We start from the raw sequence: 26,541 nt of genomic DNA, 5'->3' as shown, positions 1-26,541 counted from the left end.
ATCCGCGCCTACCCACGGAGAGAGACATGGCAGAACGCCTAAATAATGACTTTCAATTTCTGGATGTACCACGTCAAGATCCAGAGAAAAAAGATATTACTGTCCGCAAAGCAGAATTTGTGGAAATTTATAAGCCTTTTACTTCGGAAACAGTCACTAATCAGACTCACCGTTGTTTAGGTTGTGGTAACCCTTATTGCGAATGGAAATGTCCAGTACATAACTACATTCCAAACTGGCTCAAACTCATTGCTGAAGGTCAAATTTTCCAAGCTGCTGAGCTTTGCCATCAAACCAATACTTTACCTGAGGTATGTGGTCGTGTATGTCCGCAAGACCGTTTGTGTGAAGGCGCTTGTACCTTAAATGATGGGTTTGGTGCGGTCACTATTGGTAATGCTGAAAAATATATCAATGACACAGCTTTTGCTTTGGGTTGGCGCCCAGACATGTCACATGTGAAATGGACAGGTAAAAAAGTTGCAATTATTGGTGCAGGCCCAGCAGGTCTAGGCTGTGCAGATATTTTAGCTCGTGGTGGTGTTAAGCCAGTTGTATTCGATAAGCGTCCTGAAATTGGTGGCTTACTGACATTTGGTATTCCAGAATTCAAAATGGAAAAAGATGTTATGAAACGCCGCCGTGAAATTTTCACAGGTATGGGTATCGAATTCCGTTTAAATACTGAAATTGGTAAAGACGTCACTATTGATGAATTACTTGCAGAATATGATGCAGTATTCATGGGTATGGGAACTTACACTTATATGAAGGGTGGTTTCCCTGGTGAAGAGCTTGATGGTGTTTATGATGCACTGGATTTCTTGATCTCTAACGTAAACCGTTGTCAAGGTTGGGAAAAAGATCCAAGTGAATATATCAGCTTAGATGGTAAAAAAGTTATTGTTCTAGGTGGTGGTGATACCGCAATGGACTGTAACCGTACTTCTTTACGTCAAGGTGCTCACGATGTAACTTGTGCATACCGCCGTGACGAAAGCAACATGCCAGGCTCTGCACGTGAAGTAAAAAATGCCTACGAAGAGGGTGTGAAATTCCTATTCAATCGTCAACCGATCGAGATTGTTGGTGAGAATGGCAAAGTAACAGGCGTAAAAGTGGTAACGACACAAATGGGTGAACCAGATAGTCGTGGCCGTCGAAGTCCTGAGCCAATCCCGGGTTCTGAAGAAGTATTACCAGCTGATGCAGTTTTACTAGCATTTGGTTTCCGCCCAAGCCCAGCAGACTGGTTTGGTAGTGTGAATATCAATCTTGATGGTTCAGGCCGTGTTGTTGCACCTGAACAGCAAGAATTTAAATTCCAGACATCAAATCCAAAAATCTTTGCTGGTGGTGATATGGTCCGTGGTTCAGACCTTGTAGTTACAGCAATCTGGGAAGGTCGCCAAGCTGCTGAAGGTATTTTAGATTACCTGGGTGTTTAATCTAAAAAATCATTACTAAAGTTTTTGATAAAGCCTGCGATATGCAGGCTTTATTTTTTACCATTAATCGGTTTGACGTTTTTGGCAAATACAATAAGCTTTTTTGCCCTTTTTAGTACCTAAGTCCCACGACATACTCAAAGCTCTCTTCTTCAATACAGTAGGTGTTGAGTATGAACATCGCAGGTATGACGGCAGAAAAATCATATTTAAATCGTCGAAAAGCGTTGGGTATTACGGTGCGTCGCCTTGAGTTTAATCCTCAAGCAATTAAGCGCTATTATTTTGCGAACTCGCCTTTAATGTCCCATTTTTTAACTGCACTCTCTTCAACATTTCCAGTCGGAGAACAGTTTTTTGTAAATAGTGTGCGCAATGTACGCGACAAAGTTTCAGACCCTCAACTACAGGCACAAATTGCAGCTTTTATTGGGCAAGAAGCGATGCATTCAAAAGCACATGGTGAGTTTAATGAGGCTTGGCGCCGTGATGACTATAATTTGGATCGTTTTCAAGCGTGGTTAAATGAACGTGATAAATACTTAAGGACAATTCCACCTAAGCTACAGCTGGCACTGACATGTGCATTTGAGCATTTTACGGCTTTGCTTGGAGGATATATTTTACAGCATCCTGAATTATTAAAAACTTTGGATCAAGATGCGTTAAAGCTTTGGGTCTGGCACGCTATTGAGGAAATTGAACATCGTTCAGTTGCATTTGATGTCTATCAACATGTCTATGGCGATGACCGTATTCGCAGATTATTAATGCGTAGTGTCACTACAGGATTTGCGAGTCTTGCTTTCTATGGTACGACGCGATTATTTTGGCAAGATAAATGGAAAAGCTTGCCTAAAATGGGAGGAAATATTTTTGGTGTGTATTTGCTTGTTAAAATGATTATACAACTGACACCAGAATACTTTGCTTATTACAAAAAGGACTTTCATCCGAGCCAAAAAAATTATGGCCAGATGGTCGATTACTGGAAGAGTTATTTGGCCGATGAATACCAAATGACAAGTTTCCAAAAGGAAACAAGGTTAAGACCAAGCTAGAATAAAAACCGGATTTAAAGATCCGGTTTTTTTAAATCTATAAAATAAAAGCAACACAATAATGCCAAATTCATCATACAATCGAGACAAGAGGTTAAAAATATAAAGAAAAACTTGAGGATAAAGTGACGATGAAAACGTTTAAACAACTTGTAATCGCGACAACACTTGCAAGCACCTTACTATTTTCTGGCTGTGGCTATAATACTTTACAGGTCAAAGATGAGGCTGTAACAGCGGCTTGGTCTGAGGTACAGAACCAATATCAACGTCGATCAGATTTGGTACCAAACCTTGTAAACGTAGTTAAAGGCTATGCTAAGCATGAAGAGCAAGTATTAACAGAAGTTACTCAGGCACGTGCAAATGTTGCAGGCTTGAAGGTCGATAAAGAAGTATTAGAAGACCCAGCATTACTTGAAAAATATCAACAAGCACAAAGCCAGTTAACAGGTGCGTTATCTCGACTTATTGCTGTTTCAGAAAATTACCCAGACTTAAAAGCCAATACCCAATTCCAAGAATTACAGGTTCAGCTTGAGGGTACAGAAAACCGAATTGCTGTGGCACGTAATCGTTATATTACAACTGTTCAGGACTATAACTCTTATGTCCGTCAGTTCCCGCAAGCCGTAACAGCAAAAGTGATTGGTATGCATCCGAAAGCTAATTTCTCTGCGGAAGCATCGGCTCAACAGGCTCCAAAAGTTTCTTTTGATTAATTTAAATCAAGGAAGTGCCGCATGAGAAATACTATATTGCTTCAGTCTAAGCAAATTAAGGTATTCGTTATTACCTTAATTATGCTCTGCTGTAGTGTTCTGTTTCAGAGTGCGGCTTGGAGTGAGAATAATATTGCCACTGCTACAGATGAAACTGACACGGTGGTGGCAGGTAAAATTATTCAACAGCAGCAAGCTCAAGCATCGAAGCCTAAAGTAAATGAGCAGGCTGCTTCAAGTGCAGCGCCTCAAGCTCAGGTTGCGAATGATATGGCTGATGGTGAATCAATTCGTGGTTTACCTACATTAAATCAGCCTGTCATTGATCAAGCCAATATCTTAAGCGAGGCTGAGAAGCAGCAACTTAACCAAAAAATTCTAAGTTTATACCAACAAGGCAAAGCGCAGATTGGGATTGTGATTGTTCCCACAACTGGTCAAGAAGATATCTTTGATTATGCGTTACGTGTTGGCGAAAAGTGGCAATTGGGATCATCTAAACGTGACAATGGATTACTCATTGCAGTCGCTGTAAATGACCGCCGTATACAAATACTAACCGGTTATGGCTTAGAAGGGGTATTGCCGGATATTGTGGCAAGTCGGATTATTCGAAACCAAATTACACCTTATTTTAAACAAGCCCAATATGCACAAGGCTTAAACGCTGGTGTTGATGAAATTACAAGAATTTTAAATCTAGATCCGGAAGTTGCTCAGCAAGCTGCCCAAGATTTAAAAGAGCGCCAACATCAGGCTGCCGAAGAACAACAAGCTAAACAGACAACCCTGACAATGGCTTTATTTATTCTTGTTGCTGGAATTGTGGGTTCATTTATTGTAGGACGACCTCTTAGCGCATCTACTGCTGGCGTTGCTGCTGCTGTAGCAGGTTTTGTAAATGGCGCAGGTCTAGTGACTAGCTTATTACTTGGTTTTGGAATCTTCTTTTTACTCATTACTTCTATTGCCCAACTTATTTTACAGGCCATTCTGAGTGGTTCTGGCGGCGGTGGCCGTGGAGGAGGCTTCGGTGGTGGCGGCGGCGGTTATGGTGGTGGTGGAGGTCGTTTTGGTGGTGGAGGTGCTTCAGGCTCATGGTAACAACATCAGAAACAACACAAATTATTACTCAACCCAAAATTGAGGAATCTGTAGAGCCAAGCTTAAAGCGTTGGTTTAAGCATCTTTGTTATTTTCCTGCTAGTAGCCGTTATTTCAATAAAAATGATAAACAAGCGATTGCTGAAGCTGTTCAACAAGCAGAACTTGGTCATGTTGGTGAAATACAGGTCGTTATAGAAGGGCATATTCCTTGTTCACAAGCGTATAGACAAAATACACGTTTAAGAGCTCAGCAATTATTTGCAGAACTTGGGGTTTGGGATACCGAACTTAATAGCGGTGTACTGCTCTATTTAAATTTATGTGAACGCACAGTAGAAATTATATTTGATCGTGGTATTGGAAATGCGACGACTGAGCAGATATGGCAACAGATTTGCGAGTCTATTGTGCAGCAGCTTAAACAAAAACAGTATTTACATGCTGTAGTGATTGGGGTTCAGCAAATTGGCGATGTGATGTCACGCTTTTACGATGAGAATATGCCAGATCAAAATAATGAATTAGGGAATGCGCCTATCATTATTAATTAAGTTATTTGCCCTATGATTCGCTGTTTTTTTAAATTCATGCTTAGTATGTCGACTGACAAAAAATGTCATCTATTTATCTGCTTTTAAAGAGATTTTTATCACATTAAAGAATAAAAAAAAGAAGTGAGTTGCTAAGAGATTTTTATTAGTGATTCATTACTAATAAAATTTGAGTGACAATTTTTGTCAGTTATTTGCCTAATATACTCTTGGGTTTAATTGTTATAAATCATAACTTGTTGTTTTTAAATTAAAATAAAAGTTGGCATGGTTGCTGCAATATAGATGATAGCTGAAAAAGCTTATATAAAAACATACATACAATCTTTGGGGAAAAGGCTATGAATGCACAAAAAGGTTTTACATTAATTGAACTCATGATCGTGGTTGCGATTATTGGTATTTTGGCAGCGATCGCGATTCCAGCATATTCAGACTATACCGTGCGTACACGTATTTCTGAAGGATTAAATTTAGCAGATAGTGCGAAACAAATGATCGCATCAGATGCCGCTTCAGTAACTGATTTAAAAAATGTTGCTACAACTTGGAATGCGCAAGCTGATAAGAGTGGTGCAAACTCTAAGTATGTTACTTCTGTACAGATTGATGAAAAGACAGGCGAAATTAAAGTCGTTTATAACGGACCAGCAGTTGGTGTTGGTGCAACCGCAAACACACTCTTCCTTAAACCTTATGTTCGTGCTAATGCTGCAGGTAACCCAGGTATAGCATTAGATACTGCATTAGCAAATGGACAGACTGGAGCAATTGATTGGGGTTGTGCATCTGCTACACATAGTGCTGCTACAGATGCAAAATTAGATACTGGTTTAAGTGCGGGTACATTAGAAGCAAAATTTGCTCCAGCTGCTTGCCGTTAATTTTTAGATAAATAAAAAAGACCGTTTTTCGGTCTTTTTTATTAACTATAGAATAATAAAGAGTATTAAGATGTCTAAGCGCTTTAAATTCTTTCTAAGCCACTTATCTATTTCTATGGTAGTAGCTTTCATTATTCTCATTTGGTTTTTTCTTGTGTGGTATCCACAACCCTTAGCAAAAGCTGTAGGCGTTATTCATATCTTTATAATGCTGATTGGGATAGATGTTATATTAGGTCCTACTTTAAGTTTTTTTGTATATAAAGAAGCAAAAAAAACACTTAAATTTGATTTAGTAGTAATTATTCTCATCCAAATTTTAGCTTTAGGGTATGGTCTCTATAGCATAGCTCAAGGCCGACCTGCTTGGTTGGTGTATAATGTAGATCGCTTTGAACTTGTGCGAAATAATGAAATTACTGACACCAATCTTCAAATAACTAAGCCACAATTCCGGTATCCTTCTTGGTTTAATCCGCAATTTGCCGCTGTTAAAATGCTAAAGAATAAGGAAGAACGTAGCAAAAGTATGTTTGAAGAAATATTTAGTGGTATTTCTTCTGCTCAACGACCTGAACTTTATGTTGATTTGGTACAAGTTAAGCCACTTATACGAAATAAAGTTCAAAATTTGAATGAACTGGAAAAATTTAACTCTAAACAGCAAGTAGAAAATATTTTAAGAAAATATCCGGAAGCGAATGCATGGGTTCCTTTAAAAGCCAATGCTGTAGATATGGTTGTTTTAATGGATAAAAACTCAGCTCAAGTGGTTAAAATTGTAGACTTGAGACCATGGAAATAAGTTAGCACCTCTTGTGAGAAGATACATATACAAGCTAATTCTTCTCACTTTCTTCCATGTATAATCCTTCTCAAGTTTTTGGCCTATAACCTGTCACTATGCAAGTATTCTTTCTGTTCCTCGCAGCAATCCTGTTAGGTTTTGCGTGGTTATCACCATTTCACTATAACCCTTGGGTGATGTTTTCTAGCGAAATGAGTACCTTTGCGGCAGGTCTAAGTGTCTTAGCTGCACTTTTTTATCAAAATATAAAAATTCCACGGGCACAATTATTACTATTGCCATTTATTTTAATTCCAGTGGTGCAGTGGGCTTTTGGTCTAATTTTCGATTTTAGTACAGCTTTGCTAAGTTCACTTTACTTGTTAGGCTTCTGGTTTATGGTTGTGGCGGGTTATAACCTATCATTAGAACCACAACAAAGAGATGAAATTTTTACAGGGTTTAGTTTACTTACCGTTATCGTTTCATTTGCAACTAGTCTTATTGCAGTTTGTCAGTGGTTAAATATTGATACACATTTTGCACATATGTTGCATTTAATTGGTAACCGTCCGTACGGTAACTTTGGCCAACCCAATAATATGGCAACCTTTCTTATTATGGGGCTATTAGGGTGCTTATATTTATATGAAAAGAATAAAGCATCAGTTTGGTTACTCTTGCCATCAGCACTAACTATTTTATTTGCAGTTGTCCTAAGTCAATCACGCACTTCTTGGATTGTTTTTCCATTTTTACTCATCTACTGGACCATTAAGCAATATAACAAACCTAAGCGTTTTGGACTATTTCAAGGCTTATTGTGGTGTACTGGCTTTTTCCTCATGGCCGGCTTAGTTTTACCATTCCTTACAAGCTTAATTGAGGCATGGTCACATACAGATATAACTCAGGCGAGTAGCTTGGCTGAACGGGCAAGCTCGGGTTATTTGCGTTTTAATATTTGGACGCAAATGTTAATCGCTGTACAGCAACATCCTTGGTTGGGATATGGGTGGAATCAAACCAGTGTTGCTCAAATGTCTGCTTATGCTCTTTTTCCAACGACGGAGTGGACGACCAGCGCTCATAATGTGTTGCTAGATCTTATTATTTGGAATGGTATTCTACTTGGTGCGGTGATTATTGCTTACTTTACATGTTGGCTATTTTGGCTAAATCAACAAGCAAAAGAAACAATCTCGATTATCGCAGTGATGATGGTCTGTACTGTGCTTATTCACGCCATGTTGGAGTTTCCGCAGCGTTATGCTTATTTCTTGCTGACTTGTGGCTTTTTATTAGGTGTAATTCAAGCACAGATTCCTATACTAAAAGGTATTAAGCTTAACAAACAAATTCTTCGCTTCATTTGGGGGATTAGTTTAGTGCTGATAGTTGCGATTTGGCGCGACTACAATGTTTATGTCATGAATAGCAATTTACTATTTAAAAATAAGCAGCCAAATGCTGAGCTCATGGGAAGTGACCAGATTTTTGTTTTAACCCAATTTGAGCAGCGTTTAAAATGGATTGCACTCAATCCTAATGTAACTTTATCTGAAGCAGAATTAGTTCAATGGGGAAATTTTGTGAAGAACAAAGCAACCCCTTATAATTTGCGTAAATATGCTCAGTTACTTGCTTATAATGGAAAAGTAGATCAAGCAGAGCAACAAATATTTATTTTGCAGCACCTTTATGGACAGCAAATAACACTGGCACAATTATTAAAAGATAAATAAAAAAATCCCCTTGTTTTCAAGGGGATTTTTTTATGAAAGATTACATTTGGCTCTGGATATAGTTTTCGATACCAACGCTACCGATAAGGTCAATTTGAGTATCTAACCAATCCCAATATTCTTCTTCTTTTTCTAGAATTTCTTGTACTAAATCACGCGTTACATAATCTTGTTCTGTTTCAGCTAAAGCGACTGCTTTCTGAATGGCTTCAATGTTTTCTTTCACTTTACGAATATCACATTGCAGAACTTCTTCTGTATGTTGACCGATATATAATTTACCTAGATGTTGAAGATTCGGAAGGCCTTCTAAAAATAGAATACGTTCAATAATTTTATCTGCATGCTTCATTTGACGAATTGATTCTTTATATTCAGCGGAACCGAGTTGTTCAATTCCCCAGTCATTAAACATGCGAGAGTGTAAAAAGTATTGGTTAATTGCAGTTAAATGATGATACAGCACTTGGTTAAGCTGATTAATCACATCACGATTGCCTTTCATTGTAGCTACTCCAAAACAATTTCTGCCTTAATTCACTTAAGGCAATCTATGAATTCATTTTAGTGAACAATCATGGATATGGCGAGTAATTTATAGAACAGCAAATGAAAATCGCAATCAAAAACAACACAATATTGGTAAAGGTGAATTTCCTTCCAAAAAAAACCGCTTGAATGAGGAACAATTAACGTTCCGCAAAAAGCGGTGGAGGAGTCAATAATTTACTGTTAAATACTAATTTTTATTATGCAGCTACAGAAATGCGTGCAGCAATTTCTGCTAATTCTTCACTAATAATAGCACGTGCTTCTGGTGCACAGCGTCCACAGCAAGTACCGAGATCAAGCAAATCGCGAATTTCACGATAGCTTTCAGCGCCATTTTCAATAGCGTCTTTAATATCCTGATCGGTAATGCCACGACACAAGCAAACGTACATGGGAGTGATCCCCAAATATAAATGCGATAATTGATATTATTGATAATTATTATCGTTTGTCAATGAAATTCATTTAAAATCTCATTTATCTTTATTGGGATTTTGGATAAAAAAATACCACCTAAGCGGAAATCTAATAATTATTCAGATTTCTAAGCATGGCGGTATCTAATTTTAGAGCAAAATATTTAAGAATTAATCTGTAGTTAAATCTTTATCTTATTGATTAATAATTACAATTCCGTCCATTTCTACTAATGCACCTTTAGGTAAACTTGCTACCCCAAGTGCAGCACGAGCTGGGTATGGCTGAGCAAAATATTCGCCCATAATTTGGTTTACAAGCTGGAAATTAGATAAATCAGTAAGGAAAATATTGAGCTTTGCAATATCTGCGAGTGAGCCACCCGCAGCTTCACATACTGCTTTTAGATTATCAAATACACGGCGGATTTGAGCTTCAATACCGTCAACAAGTTCCATACTGTAAGGGTCTAAACCAATTTGCCCTGATAGGTATAAGGTGTTACCTACTAAAATGGCTTGAGAATATGTGCCAATAGCAGCAGGGGCATTTTCAGTATGAATGACTTGGCGGGACATTTGGTTCTCCTTGATTAAATCTTTTTCCATCATAATCGATGATACGTTTTGACAAAAGTATCATCGATTTAATTGATTATGTGCTTCTGGAAAGTTAGATTTTAGTAAAGTAGAACAAATTTTAGCTGACTTTAGAAATTTCCGCTTGTGGGGCAGGGGCATCTAAACGCTCAATACGGGGGAACCCATAGTGCATGCGTAAATCACGAATGACTTTTGCTATGTGCTTACGATTGTTCACCACGATGTTCACAAAAGTTCGCTGCTCATTGGAATGCACCATTTCTACCCCTGCATTATTTTTGCGACATTGATAGATGAGGTCTGATACCTGCTCATCATTCATGGCCATATAAATCGCAAGGTAGGCAGTAAAACGTACATCATCTACGTCATCTGCTTTCCATTGAAGCGGCATAATATTTTCTGGATGCAAATGTTGTTCATGAAGTAAATTATGACAACGAATACGATGCACAATTAATCCGCGGCGTGTTAAATGACCCTGAATGAGATCGCCCAAAACTGGATTACAGCAATGAGCATATTTAACATCGATGCCCTCAGTACCCTGAATTAATCGGTCTGAATTTTCTACTTGTGGATGTTTGTCATTTGCAAACAAATGGTTGGCTACAAGTTGAGGAAGTAAGTCTCCAACTGCGATTTGCTCAAATAATGCATCTTTATTGTCAATATGACGCCATTGTAAGAGGTCTAGCCAATCTGCTTCTGAAAGATCAGTGATTGAACGATTAAAGAGTTTCAATGCTCGTGAAAGTGCTTGTGCACCCACTAAACGTTGTTCTTCAATATCTTGATCTTTGAGTACATGTTGTAAAGCACGGCGAGCTTTCTGAGTGTTAATGAAACTCAACCAATCTGGATTTGGAGTTGCCAAGACATCAGTAATAATTTCAATAACTTGTCCACTGACTAAGGGTGTTGAAAGTGGTTTAATTTCACCATCAACTTTTGCGCCTACTGCATGGTTACCCAAGAAAAGACTTGCTGAATAGGCGAAGTCAACTACTGTTGCACCTTGTGGTAATTCATGTAATTGGCCATGTGGGGTATAGACCCAAATTTTTTCTTGATGTAAATAATCAAGTAAATCATTAAAAGTTGTTTTAGCGCATTCACCATCAATGAGTGTATTTAAGTTCTGCATTGATGCCTGAATGGCAGAACGACAAGTTTGCGGTGCATTTTCACCTAATACCACACCAAAACGGGCAGCTTTACGCATGAGCTCAGTTTGGACAGTGAGCGATAATGTAGTTTTTTCGCCTTTGAGCTTGATCAATAAAGACTGATTGCCACCAGGCAATGGACGACGGATATGATCTTGATATTGGATGACTTGGAAATTTTCTTTTAATGCTGCAAATAAACGGTCGCAGTCAGCAATAGACTGTAAAACGATTTCAAAGGCATGGCTATGAGTAAGCTCTTGCAAATCCATCTCGTTTTTAACGAAGTGGCGTAATAGTTCAATATTATTATTTTTCTTTTTAATACGGCCTTGGATATGATAATTGTGCAGAAGCTCTGCAAGGTTTTGCTCCCAGATACTTTGATATTTACATCGTTCTGGTTTGGTTTGGAGTAAAGCATTCTGGACGTTATCAAACATATCTAAATCTAGATTTTGATAACATAAGTTTTCAAGATTATCAGCCATTTCATTCATGCCGACTAATCTTGCCATGGGTACAAAAATATCAAAAGTTTCTTGCGCGATACGAGCACGTTTATCGGGACGTAAAGCACCCAAGGTAGTCATATTATGATAGCGATCGGCTAGCTTAATAATAATGACACGTGGATCTTGTAACGTTGCTTGCAAAATTTTTCTGAAAGACGCCGCTTTATTATATTCTTTGTCGCTTGATTGGCTTAACTTGGTTACACCATCAACGAGCTCTGCAACAGTTTGTCCGAATCGCTCAATAATATCTTCTTTGGTATATTGAGTATCTTCAATGACATCATGTAAAAGCGCTGCCATTAAAGTTTCAGGGTCCAGTCGCATGTTAGCTAAAATACAGCTAACAGCAATTGGATGCAGAATATAGGGTTCGCCACTTTTACGTGTAATACCAGTGTGTGCCAGATCTCCAAAATCACAGGCAGCAAGCACTTTTTCGACTTCGCTTACTGATAAGTAAGGTTCGATAATTAATTTGAGCTGTTGCTTGGCTTGGCTGACCTCTTCGCCTGGCATAGACCACCCTTTTTCTGTTGCTTAAAAAACTAAATCTATCTACTTCTTAATGAAAAGCATATTGCGGAACTTGTCAATTTTTTCATTTGAAAAAGTGTATTTTTTTTTCAATGAAAATAATTGCTTTTGCCAATATGTTTTAAATATGAAGAAGCCAAATAAAAAACCATCGCAAAGAAACGATGGTTTTTTATAGAAACAGGAGTAATTAGAAAGAAAAACCTTCTAAATTTAAGCTGTTTGTAGAAAGGGCAAGATCAAGACTAGAAGTTTGGTAATCTTGCTCACGTTGTTTAAGAATTTCTTTCGTTACGTGTCCTACAGCGATTTCACGTAAAGCAACAACTGTTGGTTTGTCGTTATCCCATTCTACAGTTGGCTCCATGCCTTGACGTGCCAATTGACGAGCACGTTTACTTGCAACGAGCACAAGCTCAAAACGGTTGTCTACATGATCTAAACAATCTTCAACGGTGACGCGTGCCATAAAAGTTCTCGTTTTGGAATGGTAAATTTGAACAGACTAAATAGTATAAAAGGCTTTCGTTCTAGACTCAAGTTATTCCTGTTTTGGTTGAGGAGTAATCAAGTCTTGAATTAAGGTTTGGTGTCTTTTTGCTTGCTGAGATAGCACTAAACGGTTCGCTGTGATCACAGCTTCAAGCTCATGTAAGGCTTTATTAAAATCATCATTAATAATGATGTAGTCAAAGTTCGTATAATGCTGCATATCTTCAACAGCGCAGCTTAAACGATGTTCAATAACTTCAACAGAATCTGTACCGCGATTAGATAAACGCTGGCGTAAATCAAATTGAGTAGGTGGTAAAATAAAGATTTGTTTAGATTCAGGAAACAACTTACGTACTTGCTCTGCACCTTGCCAATCAATTTCAAGCAAGACATCATGTCCTTGAGCTAACTGTTGTTTTACGGTTGCTTGCGAAGTGCCATAGTAGTTACCAAATACTTCAGCGTATTCAATAAATCCACCTTGGTCTACTTGGTCTAAAAAGTCATCTTTTGTTGTGAAATGATAGTGAACACCATCTAATTCACCTGGTCGTTGACCTCGGGTAGTATGCGAAACTGAAACATGTAAATTGCTTACACGGTCAAGTAGGGCTTTCACCAAAGATGTTTTGCCCGTTCCTGATGCAGCAGAAACGACAAACAATAGACCCGACATGATATTTTTCCTGATATGATAAAATATCTTCGCTATTGTAGTGTACCGTGCGTTTAAACTGAATAGTTTTAACTGCAAATATTTACGAGAAATTCCCCTGTTTTATTAATTTTGAGGCTGTTATGGAAATTGTGTTAGCTAATCCGCGTGGTTTTTGTGCCGGTGTTGATCGAGCCATAGCAATCGTCAATCGGGCTTTGGAATGTTTTAATCCTCCTATTTATGTGCGTCATGAAGTTGTCCATAACAAATTTGTGGTAGATGACTTACGTCAAAGAGGGGCGGTTTTCGTTGATGAGTTGGATCAAGTACCAGATGATTCGATTGTCATTTTTAGTGCGCACGGGGTTTCAAAAGCAGTTCAGCAAGAAGCAGAGCGTCGAGGTCTAAAAGTTTTTGATGCGACTTGTCCGCTTGTTACTAAAGTACATATTGAAGTAACTAAATATGCTCGTGAAGGAACTGAAGCGATTTTAATTGGTCATGAAGGGCATCCAGAAGTTGAAGGAACAATGGGGCAATATGACAAATTAAAAGGCGGTGACATTTATTTGGTTGAAGATGAAGCTGATGTGGCAGCACTTGAAGTCAGACATCCAGAAAAATTGGCTTTTGTTACTCAAACAACTTTATCTATTGATGATACAGCGAAAGTTATTGATGCCTTGCGTGCGAAGTTCCCTAAAATTCAAGGGCCGCGTAAAGATGATATTTGTTACGCGACTCAAAACAGACAAGATGCAGTACGTGACTTAGCTGAAAAATGCGATGTCGTACTGGTTGTTGGTTCACCTAATTCATCAAATTCGAACCGTTTACGCGAGCTTGCTGAACGTATGGGTAAAGCCGCTTATCTTGTAGATAATGCCGATCAGCTTGAGCAATCATGGTTCAATGAAAGTTGCAAAATTGGTGTAACAGCTGGTGCCTCGGCTCCAGAAATTTTAATTAAGCAAGTCATTCAACGTTTGCAAGATTGGGGTGCTCAGGCGCCTAAAGAGTTAGAAGGACGTGAAGAAAACATTACTTTTAGTCTTCCTAAAGAATTACGCATTCATGTGACACAAGCATAAAGTGTGACTTGTTTAACATACTGATTTTAAAAAGTTAAACAGATAATTGTGATATGACAGTTATCTGTTTTTTTATACCCTTTATCTGGTTTGTATTCGTTTTGTAAAAGTAAAACGTAAAATTTATATAGAAATAAAATTTTTAAGTTCATTTGGGGTTATGGGGATGAGGGGGATTATTCCGCAAGAAGGGTTCACCTTAATTGAGCTCATGGTGACAATTGTAATGATGGCTATTATTGCAACCATGGCTGTTCCAATGTTTGGGGATATGTTGAATAACCAAAATTTGAATAGAAGCACAGAAGATCTAGTTTCAAGTATAAATCAGGCACGTATGAAAGCTGTAGTAGAACGTAGACAAGTCAAAGTGCAATTAAATTCTACTTATATTGCAGATACTGACAATCAAATCAATTGGATGCCAAGTGGAAAAGCTCAATTAAAGACAGGATCTGATACCTCCATCATATTTTCGATGTCCGGTTTAGTGAAAGATGCGACCGGAGATACAACTTTTGAAATTTGTAATACGGCGTCCGGTAATAAATCAAAAATTATTAGTGTTTCAAGAATGGGATCAATTCAGTCAATCACAATGGGGACATGTTCATGAAGAGCCTTGGACACCAGCGTGGTATGGGTATGATTGAAATTTTAGTTGCTTTGCTGATTTTGGCAATTGGCATTTTAGGCTTTATTGCTTTGCAGTATAGAGCCTTAGAAGCAAGTGCAGAAAGTACTTCGCGTGTTCAAGCAATTACATTGGCGCGTGATCTTGCCGAACGGATTAGAGTTAATCGTAATTCTTTAACTGTATATAACCAGCAACTCCAAGATGCCAGTAAACAAACAGACTTTGCTAAAAATTGCTTTCAAAACAATTGTACTGATACGGAGCTAGCAGATTTTGATGTTGCACAAGTTGTTAATAGTGCGTCTTCTTTAGGCATGACTATGAATATGGTTGCTTGTCCACAAACTAATAATCGTCAATGTATTTATATTGCATGGGGCGATACTAGTGCAACGAATGGCACTGGCGTAGGAGATTGTACTCAAGATACTTCATATAACGATAATTCAACATGTGTGATTATGGAGGCCTATTAAAATGAAAAAACATCAGGGTTTTACATTAATCGAATTAATAATTTCGTTAGCCTTAGGTCTCATAATTACTGCTGCTGCAATATTATTATTTTTGTCTAGTCAAAAAAGTTTATCTATGCAGGTAGGTGTTTCTGATGTGCAAGATAATGCAAATTTTGGCCTTAACTATTTAACTCAAGATATTCGCCTTGCAAACTTAAATAATCCAAAAGCGGTTATTGATGATCAAACTGCTTATGGTGGTATTGTCTTAACTTCTGCAATTAATTCAGCTAAAGATGCGGCTAATGAGCCTCTTAGTAATCTTTATAAAACTATTGTTGGTGTAACTGCTAATCCTAATCTACTTTCTCGTAGTCAGGGGGATAGTGTTAGTAGTGGTAATGCTTGGACTGGAGCATCAAACGTCCAAAGTAATGGAAGTGATATTGCTAGTGACCAACTCGTTATTCAATATATACCGCAATATACAATTGATACTAAAGGTACCGCAACTCAAGCTGATGATGAATATATAGGCGGTACAGATTGTGAAGGAAATAATCTGAATTTTCCTCTTGCTAGTGGCCGTCAAGTCATAGTCCAACGATATTTTTTACGTAAAGACGATAAAAATAATAGTGATGAACCTAATCAACCTTTAGCACTTGCTTGTGATGCTGGCTATTATCCTCTAACAGGAAGCCCAACTGCTATAACTCGTTATGGGGATGCAGGTGAAATTATAATGAAACGTGTGGATTATTTTCGGGTTTTACTGAATGTCCAAGGAAATTCTGGGCGTCGTTATATTTCAATACATGATTATTTAAGTTTGACTGCTCCTCGTCCACGTATTGTTTCAGTCCAAATCGGATTATTAACACGTTCATTGCAACCAGTCGGTGCAGAAGTAGCAATTAAAGATGACCAACAATTTTCAGTATTGGACCAAACGATTACAGTAAAAAAGCCTACTAATTCGACAAAAAAATATGTGCGTCAAGTGATATCACAAACCATTACCTTGCGTAATGTGATTGGGGAGCGTGGGAAATGAAACTGAAGCAGGGTGGCTCAGCGTTAATTGTTGTACTCATTTTCTTAGTAGCAATTATGATTATTGGCACAATAGCTATTCGTAAGGGTTTGATTAATTTAAATATAGCGACGAATAGCCAAGTGCAGCAATTGATATTGCAAAATTCAGACGCTTCTTTTTTTCAAATAGAGAATCCAACTAACTTAATTCAGAGTTTAAGTGCAACGGGTCTTTTTGGTTATATCAGCAATGCAAATGACAAAAATAAGGAATTAGTCTTTTGTTATCGCGGAGATCAAAGTGACTTTTTTAATATTGGACGCGCCAGCTTAATGCAGTGGATAGACGGAAATAGTGCACCTAATAATAATGCATTAGGTACAGATGGTTATTGCGATGCAGTCGATACAACCAATAACTGGTTTACCAGTGGTCGTAGGGCAGTTATGACTCAGGTCGCTGTTAAATTTTCGACTGTTGGGGAGGATGACCCATTTTATGCTCGAACTCGTGGTCTTGATGAAAAAGAAGGACAAGTCCAAGAGGCGAAACGAGTCAAAGTATTTGCTGTGTCATTAATGCCAAGTTTAAGTAGTGTTAGTCATGCTGATATTAACAAGTGTCTACAACAACACATGAGTGAAGTGACACTTCCAGATGGAACGGCAGCGCCAGATGTCACTAATAAATCCGACTTAGATAATCCTTTAAGATCAGTATCAGAGTGTTTAACAAGCTTAAATGTTCCATTTACCACCAATGTCACTGAATACACTATTGCACAAGATTTTTAATTAATTGGGGAAAATAATAATGGATAAGAAAGACTTAAAGTTTTCATATCATCCAAAGCTTTTAACAAGTGCGGTAGCTGCTTTATGTACTGGGTTAGTAGCGAGTAGTGTAAGTCAGGCCAGTGATATTGATATCTATCAAAAAGCAAAAGCTGGTGATATTACCTTAATGTTTGTATTGGATATTTCAGGTTCTATGGGATATCCGCAGCTACAAAATAATGCCAGTGCATGTGATATACCAAATGATGTTGTACAAACGGGTTATAACAATGTGTTGTCGAGTAATGGAGTTGCAGAATATAAGCGTTATTACTGTACTGCTACTGCTCCAACTTACTATTATATGAAGTCGGGGACATCTTGGTATAGCTGTGGCAATTCGAGTTCAAAAAGTGATTGTATAACTAAATTGAGGGCCCAGCCTTCTACAATTGGCCTGACCCCAATATCTTCAAACTATAATACTTATTACTATAAAGCAGGCCCAGATACACAATATCCTGACCGTATTACTCGTGTAAAAGATGGCATGATTGATTTACTTAACGGTAATAGTAGCAAAGGAATTTTACCTATTTCGGATGATAAGTTGATTGGCCTTACAACTTTTTCTCGTCCAACACAATTTAATACTGCTGGTGAGCCGACTGCTGCAGACAATTTAACGGGGCAGGTCCGTATTCCAGCTCGACGTTTAGATGCAGTCGTAAATGGTAAAACTCAAAGAAGAATACTAATAGAAGAAATTGCAAAACTGGGTGCCAGAGGCGGTACTCCGACAGCTAATGCTTATGCAGAGGCAGCGGCTTCTTTAATGGGTACCACCACTCAAGGACTAAGTAATAGTGGTTTTAACTATGCTGGTACAGGTGCAACCAGTGGAGGGAGCTATGTACGCCCTGATAGCATTACTAAACAAATGACAGGAAGTACTACACAGTGTAGTGGTCAAGGTGTTTATGTTTTAACTGATGGTGATCCAAATGGAAACTCTTCAGCATCAGGATTAATGAAGAAAGCTTTAAGCGGTAAAACATTTGCTTGTACGGATAGTGATACAGGCTGGAATTGTATTCAACAGTTTTCACAATTTTTACTAAACAATGGCAGTAATCCTGTTGGATTAAAAATTAAAACGGCTGTTGTTGGTTTTGGAAGTGATTTTAATATTATTCCATCTTTTAATAGGTCGCTTTCTTTAGAAGAGAACTTGGCAAATATTAACAACTCTACTGCATCGGCAAATCAAAAAGAAGCTGCGAAATGGGGTGTTAATGCAAGTGGTGGTTGGTATTCTGGTTCAAGCTCTCAAGACGTTGTAAGTAGTGTAAATGCATTTCTTGGAGATTTAGGTTCGGAGATTCCAGCAGTAACTACAGGTTCACCTACCATTCCTAAAGATAGTCTTAACCCTGCTGTATTACAAAAACAGGCTTATTTCCCTCAGTTCCAACCGACTCCAGATAAAAACTATCAACTTTGGGCGGGTAATCTCAAAAAATATGCAGTAGTTAATGGTATTTTAAAAGATCGTGATAATAGTACTTTAATTAGTACAGCAACTGCTACAAAGGGACAAATACTTCCAAATCGTGACTTTTGGGCATATACCGATAATGACAGTACAAATGATAATTCTGATTCCAATACGCCTGGGAGTAATAGCTACACTCTAAAAGGAGGAGCGTGGTCACAGTTACTCCTAACAATGAATCAAACAACACAAGAGAATCGTAATCTTTTGACGAATCGAAGTGCAGACGGTTCAACCACAACAACTCTAAGACAAATTAAAAAATCCGATTTAACAGATGCGACGTACCAAACTGATGGGAAACGCGGTTATTTAATGGCGTTGCTTGGGTATCCAATGACTGTGACTCAAGCAAAGGATCCTGATCATTTAGTTCTTAATGCTACTCCGTCCACTTCTTTAAGACAGATTGGTGCGTTAATGCATTCCTCACCACTATTAATTACCAATAGTGGTCAAATTACGTATACAAATGGCGTAATTGATACTCAAAATCGTGAAGACTATGTCTTATTTGGCACAACACAGGGGCTTTTACATATAGTTAAGGCTGGTAAAAATGATAGTACTTCTGTGGATAGTAATGGCGGAAAAGAAGTATTCACCTTTGTACCAAATGAAATGATCGAGAAACAACCCGAAGCATTTTTGAAAAACGATGCCATGAATGGAGGGGTCGATCAATTATATTATGGTATTGATGGACCTTGGGCTAGTTATACTCAGTATGTATTAGATGGTAGTCGAAAAGGACTCACTGTCGGTAAAGGCTATGGTTCTCAAGAAGGGAAGCAGATCGTGTATGGCGGTTTGCGAATGGGAGGGCGTAGTTATTATGCACTCAATTTGCAAGATATGAGTAATCCAAAGTTACTGTTCCAAATATCTCCTGATGAACAGAAAACCTATTATAACGGTACAACTACTACTTATGCTGCATTAAGTAATATGGGCCAAAGTTGGTCTAAGCCGAGTATTGGCTGGGTAAATTGGAAGAAAAGCGATGGTAAAACTACTGAACGTAAACGAGTAATGTTTGTTGGCGGTGGTTATGATGAAGGCTATGAAAGTGATACCTATAACCCGAGCATTAGCCAAGGTGCAGGTGTATATATGTTTGACGCTGATAACGGTAAGCTCCTTTGGTGGGCTAGTGCTAAAGCGACTACAGCTCAAGGTGCCGAAGCTTATACTCAATCCAATAATTTAAAATATAGCGTAGTAAGTGAAATTCGTACCGAAGATCGAAATGGTGATGGTTTGATTGATCATCTTTATTTTGGTGATTTAGGTGGTCAACTATTCCGTATAGATTTAGATAACACTGCGGCAACAAATGCAAACTTTGCTAAGCCTCCACAATTATTATTGAATTTAAATAATGGTGCTGCTAGTCCACGTTTTTATGAAATGCCTGCATTTTCAGTGTATGACTATAATGGCACAACGTTTGCCGTTGTTTCTATTGGTAGTGGTAATCGTAGTAAACCCTTAGCTCAGTATGCCTCGGGCCAAGGTTATAATTATGATGCGGTATATAATATTTACGATAAAGATGTAGCAGATAGAAATTTATATAAAGCTGATTTTGTATATCAAACTCCAATCACAAATACTAATCAATTGGGGGAAATTACTAATTCAAATTGGAATACATATGATAATGGTGCAATCGCTTTACTTTCTGCTACCCGTGGATGGTTCTATCAATTTAAGTCGACCAATATTCAAGATGCTAAAGTGTTTTCAACACCAATCGTATTAAATCATCGTATGTTTGTTTCTACTTTTGATGGTGGAAAAGCAGGTATGTCTGGAGATTGTGGAGCAGGAGTAAAAGGCGAAAGCTTTTTAAATCAGTTCTGTATGCCTTTTGGACAATGTAGCCAATCTACTCTAGCAGCTGAAAATGTTAGTGTTCAGTGTGCGCCTGGTACAAGTTGTTCACAAGGGGCGGGTATTCAAGATACTACTGTTGTAGATGATGGTGGTAGCGGCGGCGGCGGCGGTGGTGGTGGCGGCGGTGGCGGTGACGGTAATGGAAGTACTAATAATAAGAACTATTGTGTAAATATGGGTAACCGTGGTGTCACCACTATCGGCGGTATTATTGCCTCTAGTAGTAGCAAAATGTGTTTAATACCACAGCGCTGGTATGTCCGTTAGGAAGGGATAGGTGATGAAACGTAAGTTCACGTATTCTTTGGGCTTCACTCTTATTGAGCTAATGGTTGTGGTCGTGATTGTTGCTATTTTTGCGGCAGTAGCAATCCCTTCATATCAGGCCTACGTTTTGCGTGCTGATGCTTCGCGTGCACAACAGCAAATGCAACAAATAGCAGTACAACTTGCTCGTCAAAAAGCTAGAAATTTTAATTACAAAGGCTTTTCTATGGGTGCTACATCACCTGTAAATTTGCCTATGGGAGCGACTGGTAGTGCTATTAAATATAAAATAACGGTACGCGATGGTGACGATACAACGAAACCTTTAACAGATCCTACGGCTTTAGGGCAAAACTGGGTGATTCGAGCAGAGGCTTCCGATCCTTATAATTTTACTTATTTGTTTGGTAGTAACGGATTACGTTGTAAAAATAAAGCCACTAGCAATGTTACTTATATAACTTGTGGCACTGGAGCTGAGACGTGGTAAATAAAATAAAGGGTTTTACCTTAATTGAGTTAATGATTGCTGTAGCAATTATTGCGATTATAGTAGCGATAGCTTACCCTTCTTACCAAGAATATATCCGCCGTACCAAGCGTGTGGAAATGCAAGCTACGCTGCAACAGCTTTCCATGCAGATTCAGCGTTATAAAATAGCTAATTTAAGAGTTAGTGGAGCAACCGCTTCAGCCTTAGGTGTCCGATCATCTTATCCTATACAAGGCACAGCTCTTTATACAGTAAATTTGACTCCAGTGACGGCAGGGGCTTTAAATGCTGAAACATGGATATTGACTGCGACACCGATTGCAAATACTCCACAATCTGGAGATGGGCATATCGTCTTAAATTATCGGGGTGAGCGTTGTTGGACAAAGGGAACCGATATTAACAGTGGTACAGCTTGCGTACCTTCTGCAACTTCGAATTGGGATGGCAAATAAATTTAAATTCAAAACTGCGGATAACTCAAAATTTAATCTTTCTTTCAGGGTGAAAATCACGTAGAATGTCGCCCTCTATGAAAGGGGTTTGAAGTGTTGCCGATGGTCGGCGCAGGGATAATCCGTAAGAATTATAAGGCTTTTATCATGGTTGTTATTCGTTTAGCACGTGGCGGCGCAAAAAAACGTCCATTCTATCAAATCGTTGTGACTGATAGCCGCAATGCACGTGATGGTCGTTTCATCGAGCGTATCGGTTTCTTTAACCCAACTGCACAAGGTCAAGCAGAAAAACTTCGTTTAGATGCAGACCGTTTTGCTCACTGGGTTTCTCAAGGTGCTCAACCTTCTGAACGTGTTGCTTCTTTAGCTGCTCAAGCTAAAAAAGCTACTGCATAATTTCTTGTAGTAGGTAGCCCATGACACCAACACAGAATGTTCCCGAAGATCGTATTCAGATTGGACAGTTACGTTCAGCTTATGGATTGAATGGGTGGCTCTGGGTGTATTCCAATACAGAACCTATGAGCAACATGTTTGACTACCTGCCTTGGTACATTGAGACCAAGGCCGGTTGGCAAACAATAGATGTAAAACGTTGGAAACCACATGGCAAAGGCCTAGTTGTCGCTTTAAAAGGTGTGAGTGATCGCACTGGTGCGGAAAGCTTGGTTGGCGCTAATATCTGGATTGCTAAATCTCAACTGCCAAAAGCAGATGTAGATGAGTACTACTGGTCAGATTTAAAAGGCTTAACAGTGTTAGGACTTGATGATGATGAACAGGAAGTTAAATTAGGGCAAATTCATGAGTTGTTTGAAACTGGAGCTAATGATGTGATGGTTGTACGCGCTACACCAGACAGCATTGATTCAGAAGAACGCATGATTCCTTGGCATAAAGATGTGGTACAACGCGTTGATCTTGAAGCTGGTCGCATTTACGTCAATTGGGGCGTAGATTATTAATCCTTTTTTAGAGGATTAACGCAGCAGGAAAATAGAGGAGTCTGCGGTGTTTTTTGCAGTCATTACGCTTTTTCCTGAAATGTTTGAAGCGATTACAGCCTACGGGATTAGCGGGCGCGCAGCAAAACGTGACATTGTGCAAGTGACTTGTATTAATCCACGTGATTTTGCTGAAGGGAGTTACCGAAGAGTGGATGAACGTCCATTTGGTGGTGGTCCTGGTATGGTAATGATGGCTGAGCCGTTGGCAAAAGCAATTAACCATGCCAAACAACTTGCTTCGCAAGCAGGGTGTGTTCATGTACCTGTGGTGTATATGTCTCCACAAGGCAAGACTTTAAATGAACAGGCAGTACAGCAGTTTGTTGATTATGACGGCTTAATTGTATTGTGTGGGCGTTATGAAGGTGTCGATGAACGTTTAATCCAGCATTATGTTGATCAGGAATGGTCAATTGGGGATTATGTTTTATCTGGCGGTGAACTACCTGCCATGGTGTTGCTTGATAGTATTATTCGCCGTTTGCCGAATGTAATGTCAGATGAGCAATCAGCGATACAGGATTCTTTTGTAGATGGTCTTCTAGATTGTCCGCAATATACTAAGCCAGACCAGTTTGAAGGGTTGGATGTTCCTGAAATTTTAAAGTCAGGGCATCATGCCAACATTGAAAAATGGCGCTTTTTGCAGCGATATCAACGAACTTTAGAACGCCGACCAGAGTTGGTAGAAAAAGTAGAGTTGACTAAGCAGCAGAAGAAATGGCTCAAAGATACATAAGAGAATGATGGTAATTCTTAATCACTATTCTCTGGAACGAAAGTTCTACAACAAGACGAGAAGCAATGCTTCGAGTTAGAAGCATAAGTCTATTTTTACTTTATAGATTTATGTGTACTTAAGGCTCTTTACGATTGTCGTAAAGGGAAAGTTAAACGGGTTGATATGCGCTTTAGCCTCTATCCCCAGCGGAAAATCAGACCTCTTCTGACTCCGCACATATGGAGATTCCCACAATGAGTGGTAAACATCCTTTAGTTCAAGCTGTTGAAAATGCACAGTTAAAAACTGACCTTCCTGAATTTGCTCCTGGTGATACAGTAGTTGTTCAAGTTAAAGTAAAAGAAGGTGACCGTGAACGTCTTCAGGCATTTGAAGGTGTTGTAATCGCTAAGAAAAACCGTGGTTTGAACTCTGCGTTCACAGTACGTAAAATTTCTAGCGGTGTTGGTGTTGAGCGTGTATTCCAAACTCACTCACCAGTTGTTGCTAAAATCGAAGTGAAACGTCGTGGTGACGTTCGTCGTGCTAAACTTTACTACCTCCGTGACTTGTCTGGTAAAGCTGCACGTATTCGTGAAAAATTACCAGCTCGTAAAGCGTAAGCTTATACCGAGTAAAAAAATGCGCCTTTTGGCGCATTTTTTTGTTTAAAAATTATAGTCCTTGAAGTTTTAAACGATTCGCATGTTGGCGGTAAACCGACACAGGATCTGCTGCAAAAATAGAACGTATCCCCATAATTTGATTAACTTCATCTAAATGATTCCAGTTGTAATCATCACGTATAGTTTTACCAAATTTAGCGCTACATCTAGAAACTAGTCCATCATTATCCCCAAATGGGTCGACAACCAGACTGCTTCCTGTTAATGCAATATCAAAAGGATCTAATGGGTTGGTTAGTGCTTTATTGCCAGAGAAGGAATACATATAAATGCCTTTCTCTTGATAAGCACCTTCACCACAAGAAGTGGTAGGAACACCCATAGGAAACTGGGCATTAAACTGTGCTGAGCCTTGAGTTGATAGGCTATGAGCACCAGCTAAAGAGTCATGCGGATAACTAGTTGGGTCTAGGCCTTCTGCCCAAGTAATGGCTGCTGAAAACCAGTTTACTAATGTTGCTAGTCCAGATAGAGGAGTGCCCTCAACGTTCAGGATGACATCTGCCATTGGAGATCCTTTGTGAGGTGCTCCGATAGTAGTAAGTGAAGCAACTTTCTCTGGCATAATACCAGCGACATAGCGAACTGTTGGTCCCCCGTGACTATGTCCGATCAAGTTGACTTTAGGCTTTCCAGTAATGGCAATAATTTCTTCTACTTGTTGGGCAAGTTGTTCTCCGCGAACTTCGGTTGAGTTAAACGGTGAAACCCTTGTTGCCCAGACATTTCCTCCGTTACGAGCAAGGTCAGGAAGAATCTGATACCAATAATCAAGACCAAGCGTATCTGTTCCAACTCTGCTAAAACCCGCCATACCATGGTTAAAAACTAATGGGTATTTGGTTTGGGCATAATTCGAGTAGACAAATGAGCTTTTTACTTGCTCTGCATTTGTGGCATGGGTTGCTGAAACACTCAGTCCTGAGAGCATTGCAGCACAGAAAAATATTAAGTTCCTTTTCATTTTTTACTCACTATTTTTATTTTGTATGAGCAGCAGCTTTTACTGCTGGATAAGGTTTGGCTAACTTCAAAATAGAAAAGCCTAGTAGTTAAATGGTAGTTCACCTCCTTGATCATGGACTTTTTCAAAAGTTTGAAGACGAAGTTGTTCCTGTGATGAGTTAAATTGTTGTTGGCGTAGTTGTTGAATTGCTTGATTTTTAGCACTATCGCTCATATTGCTATGCAGGACTTCATCACGCTGATTTAAGTAGCCTGTAACTCGCTGTTGCCAAGCATTACGCTGTGTATCTAAAGTTTCTAATCTTTGCGTTGCCTCGGCTCCAACAAGTGCTGTACGCATTTGCCGAAGTTCCTCTGCTGAGCCATTGCGTGCTTTAATTTGTTTGGTCAGGGTATGTAAATCATCAAGTTTTGATAGTTCTTGCAGGTTTTGTTGCCAATCTTGTGGTAGTTGCTCAAAGCGTTCTTTCAGTTTTTTAGCTTTTTCAATTTCGCTTAAAGATGAATCTTCTAAAATTTTCATACGATCTAACGTGTAGTTCTGATAGATATCTTCTGTTGAAAAGAGTCCTTCAATTTCAGGGGTAGAGAAAAAACGTTTTCTGATATCTTGAATTGAATTAAAAATCTTTTGAAAATAACTTTGATCTTGCTGTTTAGATTGAGGTGGTTGAATTTGTGCAAGTTGTTCGCGGTATTTTAAATAACGGGTCCACAAGTCAATAATCTGTGAGCGAGCTGGTTCTAAATACTGATCTTGTATAAATTTCTCAAAATGATTTTTAACCTGTTGTAAATTGGATTCCCCATACTGCGTAATAAAATATTCAAAGCAGTCCCGAGTTTGGCTATTTACAACTAAATGTTGAGAACTATCAATTTTTAACTGGCAGTTAACTTGGGTATCTTGCTGACTTTGGCTTAAATAAGCATTTCCACTTAACGATGAGTTTGAAGTGGTTTGAGGAGTAGATGCTAAGCTTTTTGCCTCATCCTGATTGAGCTGAGGTGAAGTATTTTTTGAGTCTGGGCTTAGCCAATATACACATGCAATGAGGCTCAAAATAAAAAATCCGAGCACACACCACCATATCTTTTTCTGCATCCTTTGCATAAAGATATCTTCCTTAAGTTTTAATTTGTTGTTTTTTTACTCGATCATTAATGTGCCATAAAATAAGTGAAAAGGCACCTAAATATTGTGAAAATATCTTGTCGAATTTGCTAACATGTCGGCA

28 protein-coding genes and 2 pseudogenes are annotated in these 26,541 nt (G+C 38.7%); 20 read left to right on the top strand and 10 right to left on the bottom strand.

Annotation, left to right across the window (positions count from 1 at the left end):
* Positions 1-26 precede the first annotated feature (26 nt).
* From ACH63V_RS01905 to ACH63V_RS01870, 8 genes are all read left to right on the top strand, one after another.
* Positions 27-1,448 (top strand): glutamate synthase subunit beta, encoded by a 1,422-nt coding sequence (locus ACH63V_RS01905; protein WP_396462570.1) that lies wholly within the window; start codon positions 27-29, stop codon positions 1,446-1,448.
* A gap of 173 nt (positions 1,449-1,621) precedes the next feature.
* Positions 1,622-2,509 carry a metal-dependent hydrolase gene (locus ACH63V_RS01900; protein ID WP_004705204.1) on the top strand — a complete coding sequence of 296 codons (888 nt, stop codon included), beginning with the start codon at positions 1,622-1,624 and terminating at the stop codon, positions 2,507-2,509.
* Between the two features lie 131 nt (positions 2,510-2,640).
* Positions 2,641-3,231 (top strand): LemA family protein, encoded by a 591-nt coding sequence (locus ACH63V_RS01895; protein ID WP_002051712.1) that lies wholly within the window; start codon positions 2,641-2,643, stop codon positions 3,229-3,231.
* A 21-nt stretch (positions 3,232-3,252) separates the two neighbouring features.
* Complete coding sequence (locus ACH63V_RS01890) at positions 3,253-4,335, top strand: TPM domain-containing protein (protein ID WP_343568829.1); 1,083 nt, start codon at positions 3,253-3,255, stop codon at positions 4,333-4,335.
* Positions 4,329-4,889 (top strand): TPM domain-containing protein, encoded by a 561-nt coding sequence (locus ACH63V_RS01885; RefSeq protein WP_311069798.1) that lies wholly within the window; start codon positions 4,329-4,331, stop codon positions 4,887-4,889. Before ACH63V_RS01890 ends, ACH63V_RS01885 begins: the two co-directional genes overlap by 7 nt.
* 341 nt (positions 4,890-5,230) lie before the next feature.
* A complete protein-coding gene (locus ACH63V_RS01880; RefSeq protein WP_343568826.1) occupies positions 5,231-5,773 on the top strand; it encodes a prepilin-type N-terminal cleavage/methylation domain-containing protein in 543 nt (180 codons plus the stop codon).
* Positions 5,774-5,843: 70 nt separating this feature from the next.
* A complete protein-coding gene (gene tfpZ / locus ACH63V_RS01875) occupies positions 5,844-6,578 on the top strand; it encodes a TfpX/TfpZ family type IV pilin accessory protein (RefSeq protein WP_343568824.1) in 735 nt (244 codons plus the stop codon).
* Between the two features lie 98 nt (positions 6,579-6,676).
* Positions 6,677-8,305 carry a Wzy polymerase domain-containing protein gene (locus ACH63V_RS01870; RefSeq protein WP_396462569.1) on the top strand — a complete coding sequence of 543 codons (1,629 nt, stop codon included), beginning with the start codon at positions 6,677-6,679 and terminating at the stop codon, positions 8,303-8,305.
* Positions 8,306-8,345: 40 nt separating this feature from the next.
* Here ACH63V_RS01870 and bfr read toward each other — a convergent pair whose 3' ends face one another.
* The 7 genes and pseudogenes from bfr to gmk form a co-directional block, all read right to left on the bottom strand.
* Positions 8,346-8,810: a bacterioferritin gene (gene bfr, locus ACH63V_RS01865; RefSeq protein ID WP_000678123.1), complete on the bottom strand. Its 465-nt coding sequence runs from the start codon at positions 8,808-8,810 to the stop codon at positions 8,346-8,348.
* A gap of 244 nt (positions 8,811-9,054) precedes the next feature.
* The gene (locus tag ACH63V_RS01860; protein WP_000289091.1) at positions 9,055-9,249 is read right to left on the bottom strand and encodes a bacterioferritin-associated ferredoxin; all 195 of its coding nucleotides are present in this window, start codon (positions 9,247-9,249) and stop codon (positions 9,055-9,057) included.
* 219 nt (positions 9,250-9,468) lie between these two features.
* The gene (locus tag ACH63V_RS01855; RefSeq protein ID WP_002051728.1) at positions 9,469-9,852 is read right to left on the bottom strand and encodes a RidA family protein; all 384 of its coding nucleotides are present in this window, start codon (positions 9,850-9,852) and stop codon (positions 9,469-9,471) included.
* A gap of 121 nt (positions 9,853-9,973) precedes the next feature.
* Positions 9,974-12,079: a RelA/SpoT family protein gene (locus ACH63V_RS01850; protein WP_396462568.1), complete on the bottom strand. Its 2,106-nt coding sequence runs from the start codon at positions 12,077-12,079 to the stop codon at positions 9,974-9,976.
* Between the two features lie 39 nt (positions 12,080-12,118).
* Positions 12,119-12,249, bottom strand: a pseudogene (locus tag ACH63V_RS01845) (hypothetical protein).
* A gap of 38 nt (positions 12,250-12,287) precedes the next feature.
* A complete protein-coding gene (gene rpoZ, locus ACH63V_RS01840; RefSeq protein ID WP_000135049.1) occupies positions 12,288-12,566 on the bottom strand; it encodes a DNA-directed RNA polymerase subunit omega in 279 nt (92 codons plus the stop codon).
* Between the two features lie 72 nt (positions 12,567-12,638).
* Positions 12,639-13,268 (bottom strand): guanylate kinase, encoded by a 630-nt coding sequence (gmk, locus tag ACH63V_RS01835; RefSeq protein ID WP_263614720.1) that lies wholly within the window; start codon positions 13,266-13,268, stop codon positions 12,639-12,641.
* A gap of 122 nt (positions 13,269-13,390) precedes the next feature.
* Here gmk and ispH point away from each other — a divergent pair, with 122 nt between their 5' ends.
* Positions 13,391-14,341, top strand: a complete 951-nt coding sequence (gene ispH, locus ACH63V_RS01830; RefSeq protein WP_304591403.1) for a 4-hydroxy-3-methylbut-2-enyl diphosphate reductase — start codon at positions 13,391-13,393, stop codon at positions 14,339-14,341.
* A gap of 12 nt (positions 14,342-14,353) precedes the next feature.
* On the opposite strand, the pseudogene ACH63V_RS01825 reads toward ispH, so the two are convergent.
* Positions 14,354-14,599, bottom strand: a pseudogene (locus ACH63V_RS01825) (hypothetical protein); the annotation flags it as partial.
* Here ACH63V_RS01825 and ACH63V_RS01820 point away from each other — a divergent pair.
* The 11 genes from ACH63V_RS01820 to rplS all read left to right on the top strand — a co-directional run bounded on the left by ACH63V_RS01820 (position 14,508) and on the right by rplS (position 24,274).
* Positions 14,508-14,957, top strand: a complete 450-nt coding sequence (locus tag ACH63V_RS01820) for a GspH/FimT family pseudopilin (protein ID WP_396462567.1) — start codon at positions 14,508-14,510, stop codon at positions 14,955-14,957. The pseudogene ACH63V_RS01825 and the gene ACH63V_RS01820 sit on opposite strands and share 92 nt — an antisense overlap.
* The gene (gene pilV / locus ACH63V_RS01815; RefSeq protein ID WP_396462566.1) at positions 14,954-15,454 is read left to right on the top strand and encodes a type IV pilus modification protein PilV; all 501 of its coding nucleotides are present in this window, start codon (positions 14,954-14,956) and stop codon (positions 15,452-15,454) included. Before ACH63V_RS01820 ends, pilV begins: the two co-directional genes overlap by 4 nt.
* 1 nt (position 15,455) lies before the next feature.
* Positions 15,456-16,493, top strand: coding sequence for a PilW family protein (locus ACH63V_RS01810; RefSeq protein WP_396462565.1), 1,038 nt, complete (start codon positions 15,456-15,458; stop codon positions 16,491-16,493).
* Entirely contained in the window at positions 16,490-17,269 is a 780-nt protein-coding gene (locus ACH63V_RS01805) for a pilus assembly PilX N-terminal domain-containing protein (RefSeq protein ID WP_343568814.1), read from the top strand. The genes ACH63V_RS01810 and ACH63V_RS01805 overlap by 4 nt, the downstream gene beginning before the upstream one ends.
* Before the next feature lie 19 nt (positions 17,270-17,288).
* Entirely contained in the window at positions 17,289-20,972 is a 3,684-nt protein-coding gene (locus tag ACH63V_RS01800) for a pilus assembly protein PilY (RefSeq protein WP_396462564.1), read from the top strand.
* Positions 20,973-20,985: 13 nt separating this feature from the next.
* Positions 20,986-21,462, top strand: a complete 477-nt coding sequence (locus ACH63V_RS01795) for a type IV pilin protein (protein WP_311069789.1) — start codon at positions 20,986-20,988, stop codon at positions 21,460-21,462.
* Complete coding sequence (locus ACH63V_RS01790) at positions 21,456-21,920, top strand: type IV pilin protein (protein ID WP_396462563.1); 465 nt, start codon at positions 21,456-21,458, stop codon at positions 21,918-21,920. Before ACH63V_RS01795 ends, ACH63V_RS01790 begins: the two co-directional genes overlap by 7 nt.
* 147 nt (positions 21,921-22,067) lie before the next feature.
* Positions 22,068-22,319 (top strand): 30S ribosomal protein S16, encoded by a 252-nt coding sequence (gene rpsP / locus ACH63V_RS01785; RefSeq protein ID WP_000260334.1) that lies wholly within the window; start codon positions 22,068-22,070, stop codon positions 22,317-22,319.
* Between the two features lie 20 nt (positions 22,320-22,339).
* Positions 22,340-22,888 (top strand): ribosome maturation factor RimM, encoded by a 549-nt coding sequence (rimM, locus tag ACH63V_RS01780; protein WP_396462562.1) that lies wholly within the window; start codon positions 22,340-22,342, stop codon positions 22,886-22,888.
* A 46-nt stretch (positions 22,889-22,934) separates the two neighbouring features.
* Positions 22,935-23,669, top strand: a complete 735-nt coding sequence (gene trmD, locus ACH63V_RS01775) for a tRNA (guanosine(37)-N1)-methyltransferase TrmD (protein WP_311086517.1) — start codon at positions 22,935-22,937, stop codon at positions 23,667-23,669.
* A gap of 236 nt (positions 23,670-23,905) precedes the next feature.
* A complete protein-coding gene (gene rplS / locus ACH63V_RS01770; RefSeq protein ID WP_002051668.1) occupies positions 23,906-24,274 on the top strand; it encodes a 50S ribosomal protein L19 in 369 nt (122 codons plus the stop codon).
* Positions 24,275-24,326: 52 nt separating this feature from the next.
* Here the strand turns inward: rplS and ACH63V_RS01765 are convergent, their stop codons facing one another.
* Together ACH63V_RS01765 and ACH63V_RS01760 are read right to left on the bottom strand one after the other, a co-directional pair.
* Entirely contained in the window at positions 24,327-25,268 is a 942-nt protein-coding gene (locus ACH63V_RS01765) for a triacylglycerol lipase (protein ID WP_263614929.1), read from the bottom strand.
* A 114-nt stretch (positions 25,269-25,382) separates the two neighbouring features.
* On the bottom strand, positions 25,383-26,417 hold the full coding sequence (locus tag ACH63V_RS01760) for a lipase secretion chaperone (protein ID WP_396462561.1): 1,035 nt from the start codon (positions 26,415-26,417) through the stop codon (positions 25,383-25,385).
* Positions 26,418-26,541: the final 124 nt, after the last annotated feature.

The sequence above is a fragment of the Acinetobacter sp. ABJ-A23_2 genome (assembly GCF_044538765.1).
In the GTDB taxonomy this organism is placed as follows: Bacteria; Pseudomonadota; Gammaproteobacteria; order Pseudomonadales; family Moraxellaceae; genus Acinetobacter; species Acinetobacter nosocomialis_A.
Note: the sequence above shows the minus strand (reverse complement) of the source record. Positions and strands in the feature narration are given on the sequence as shown.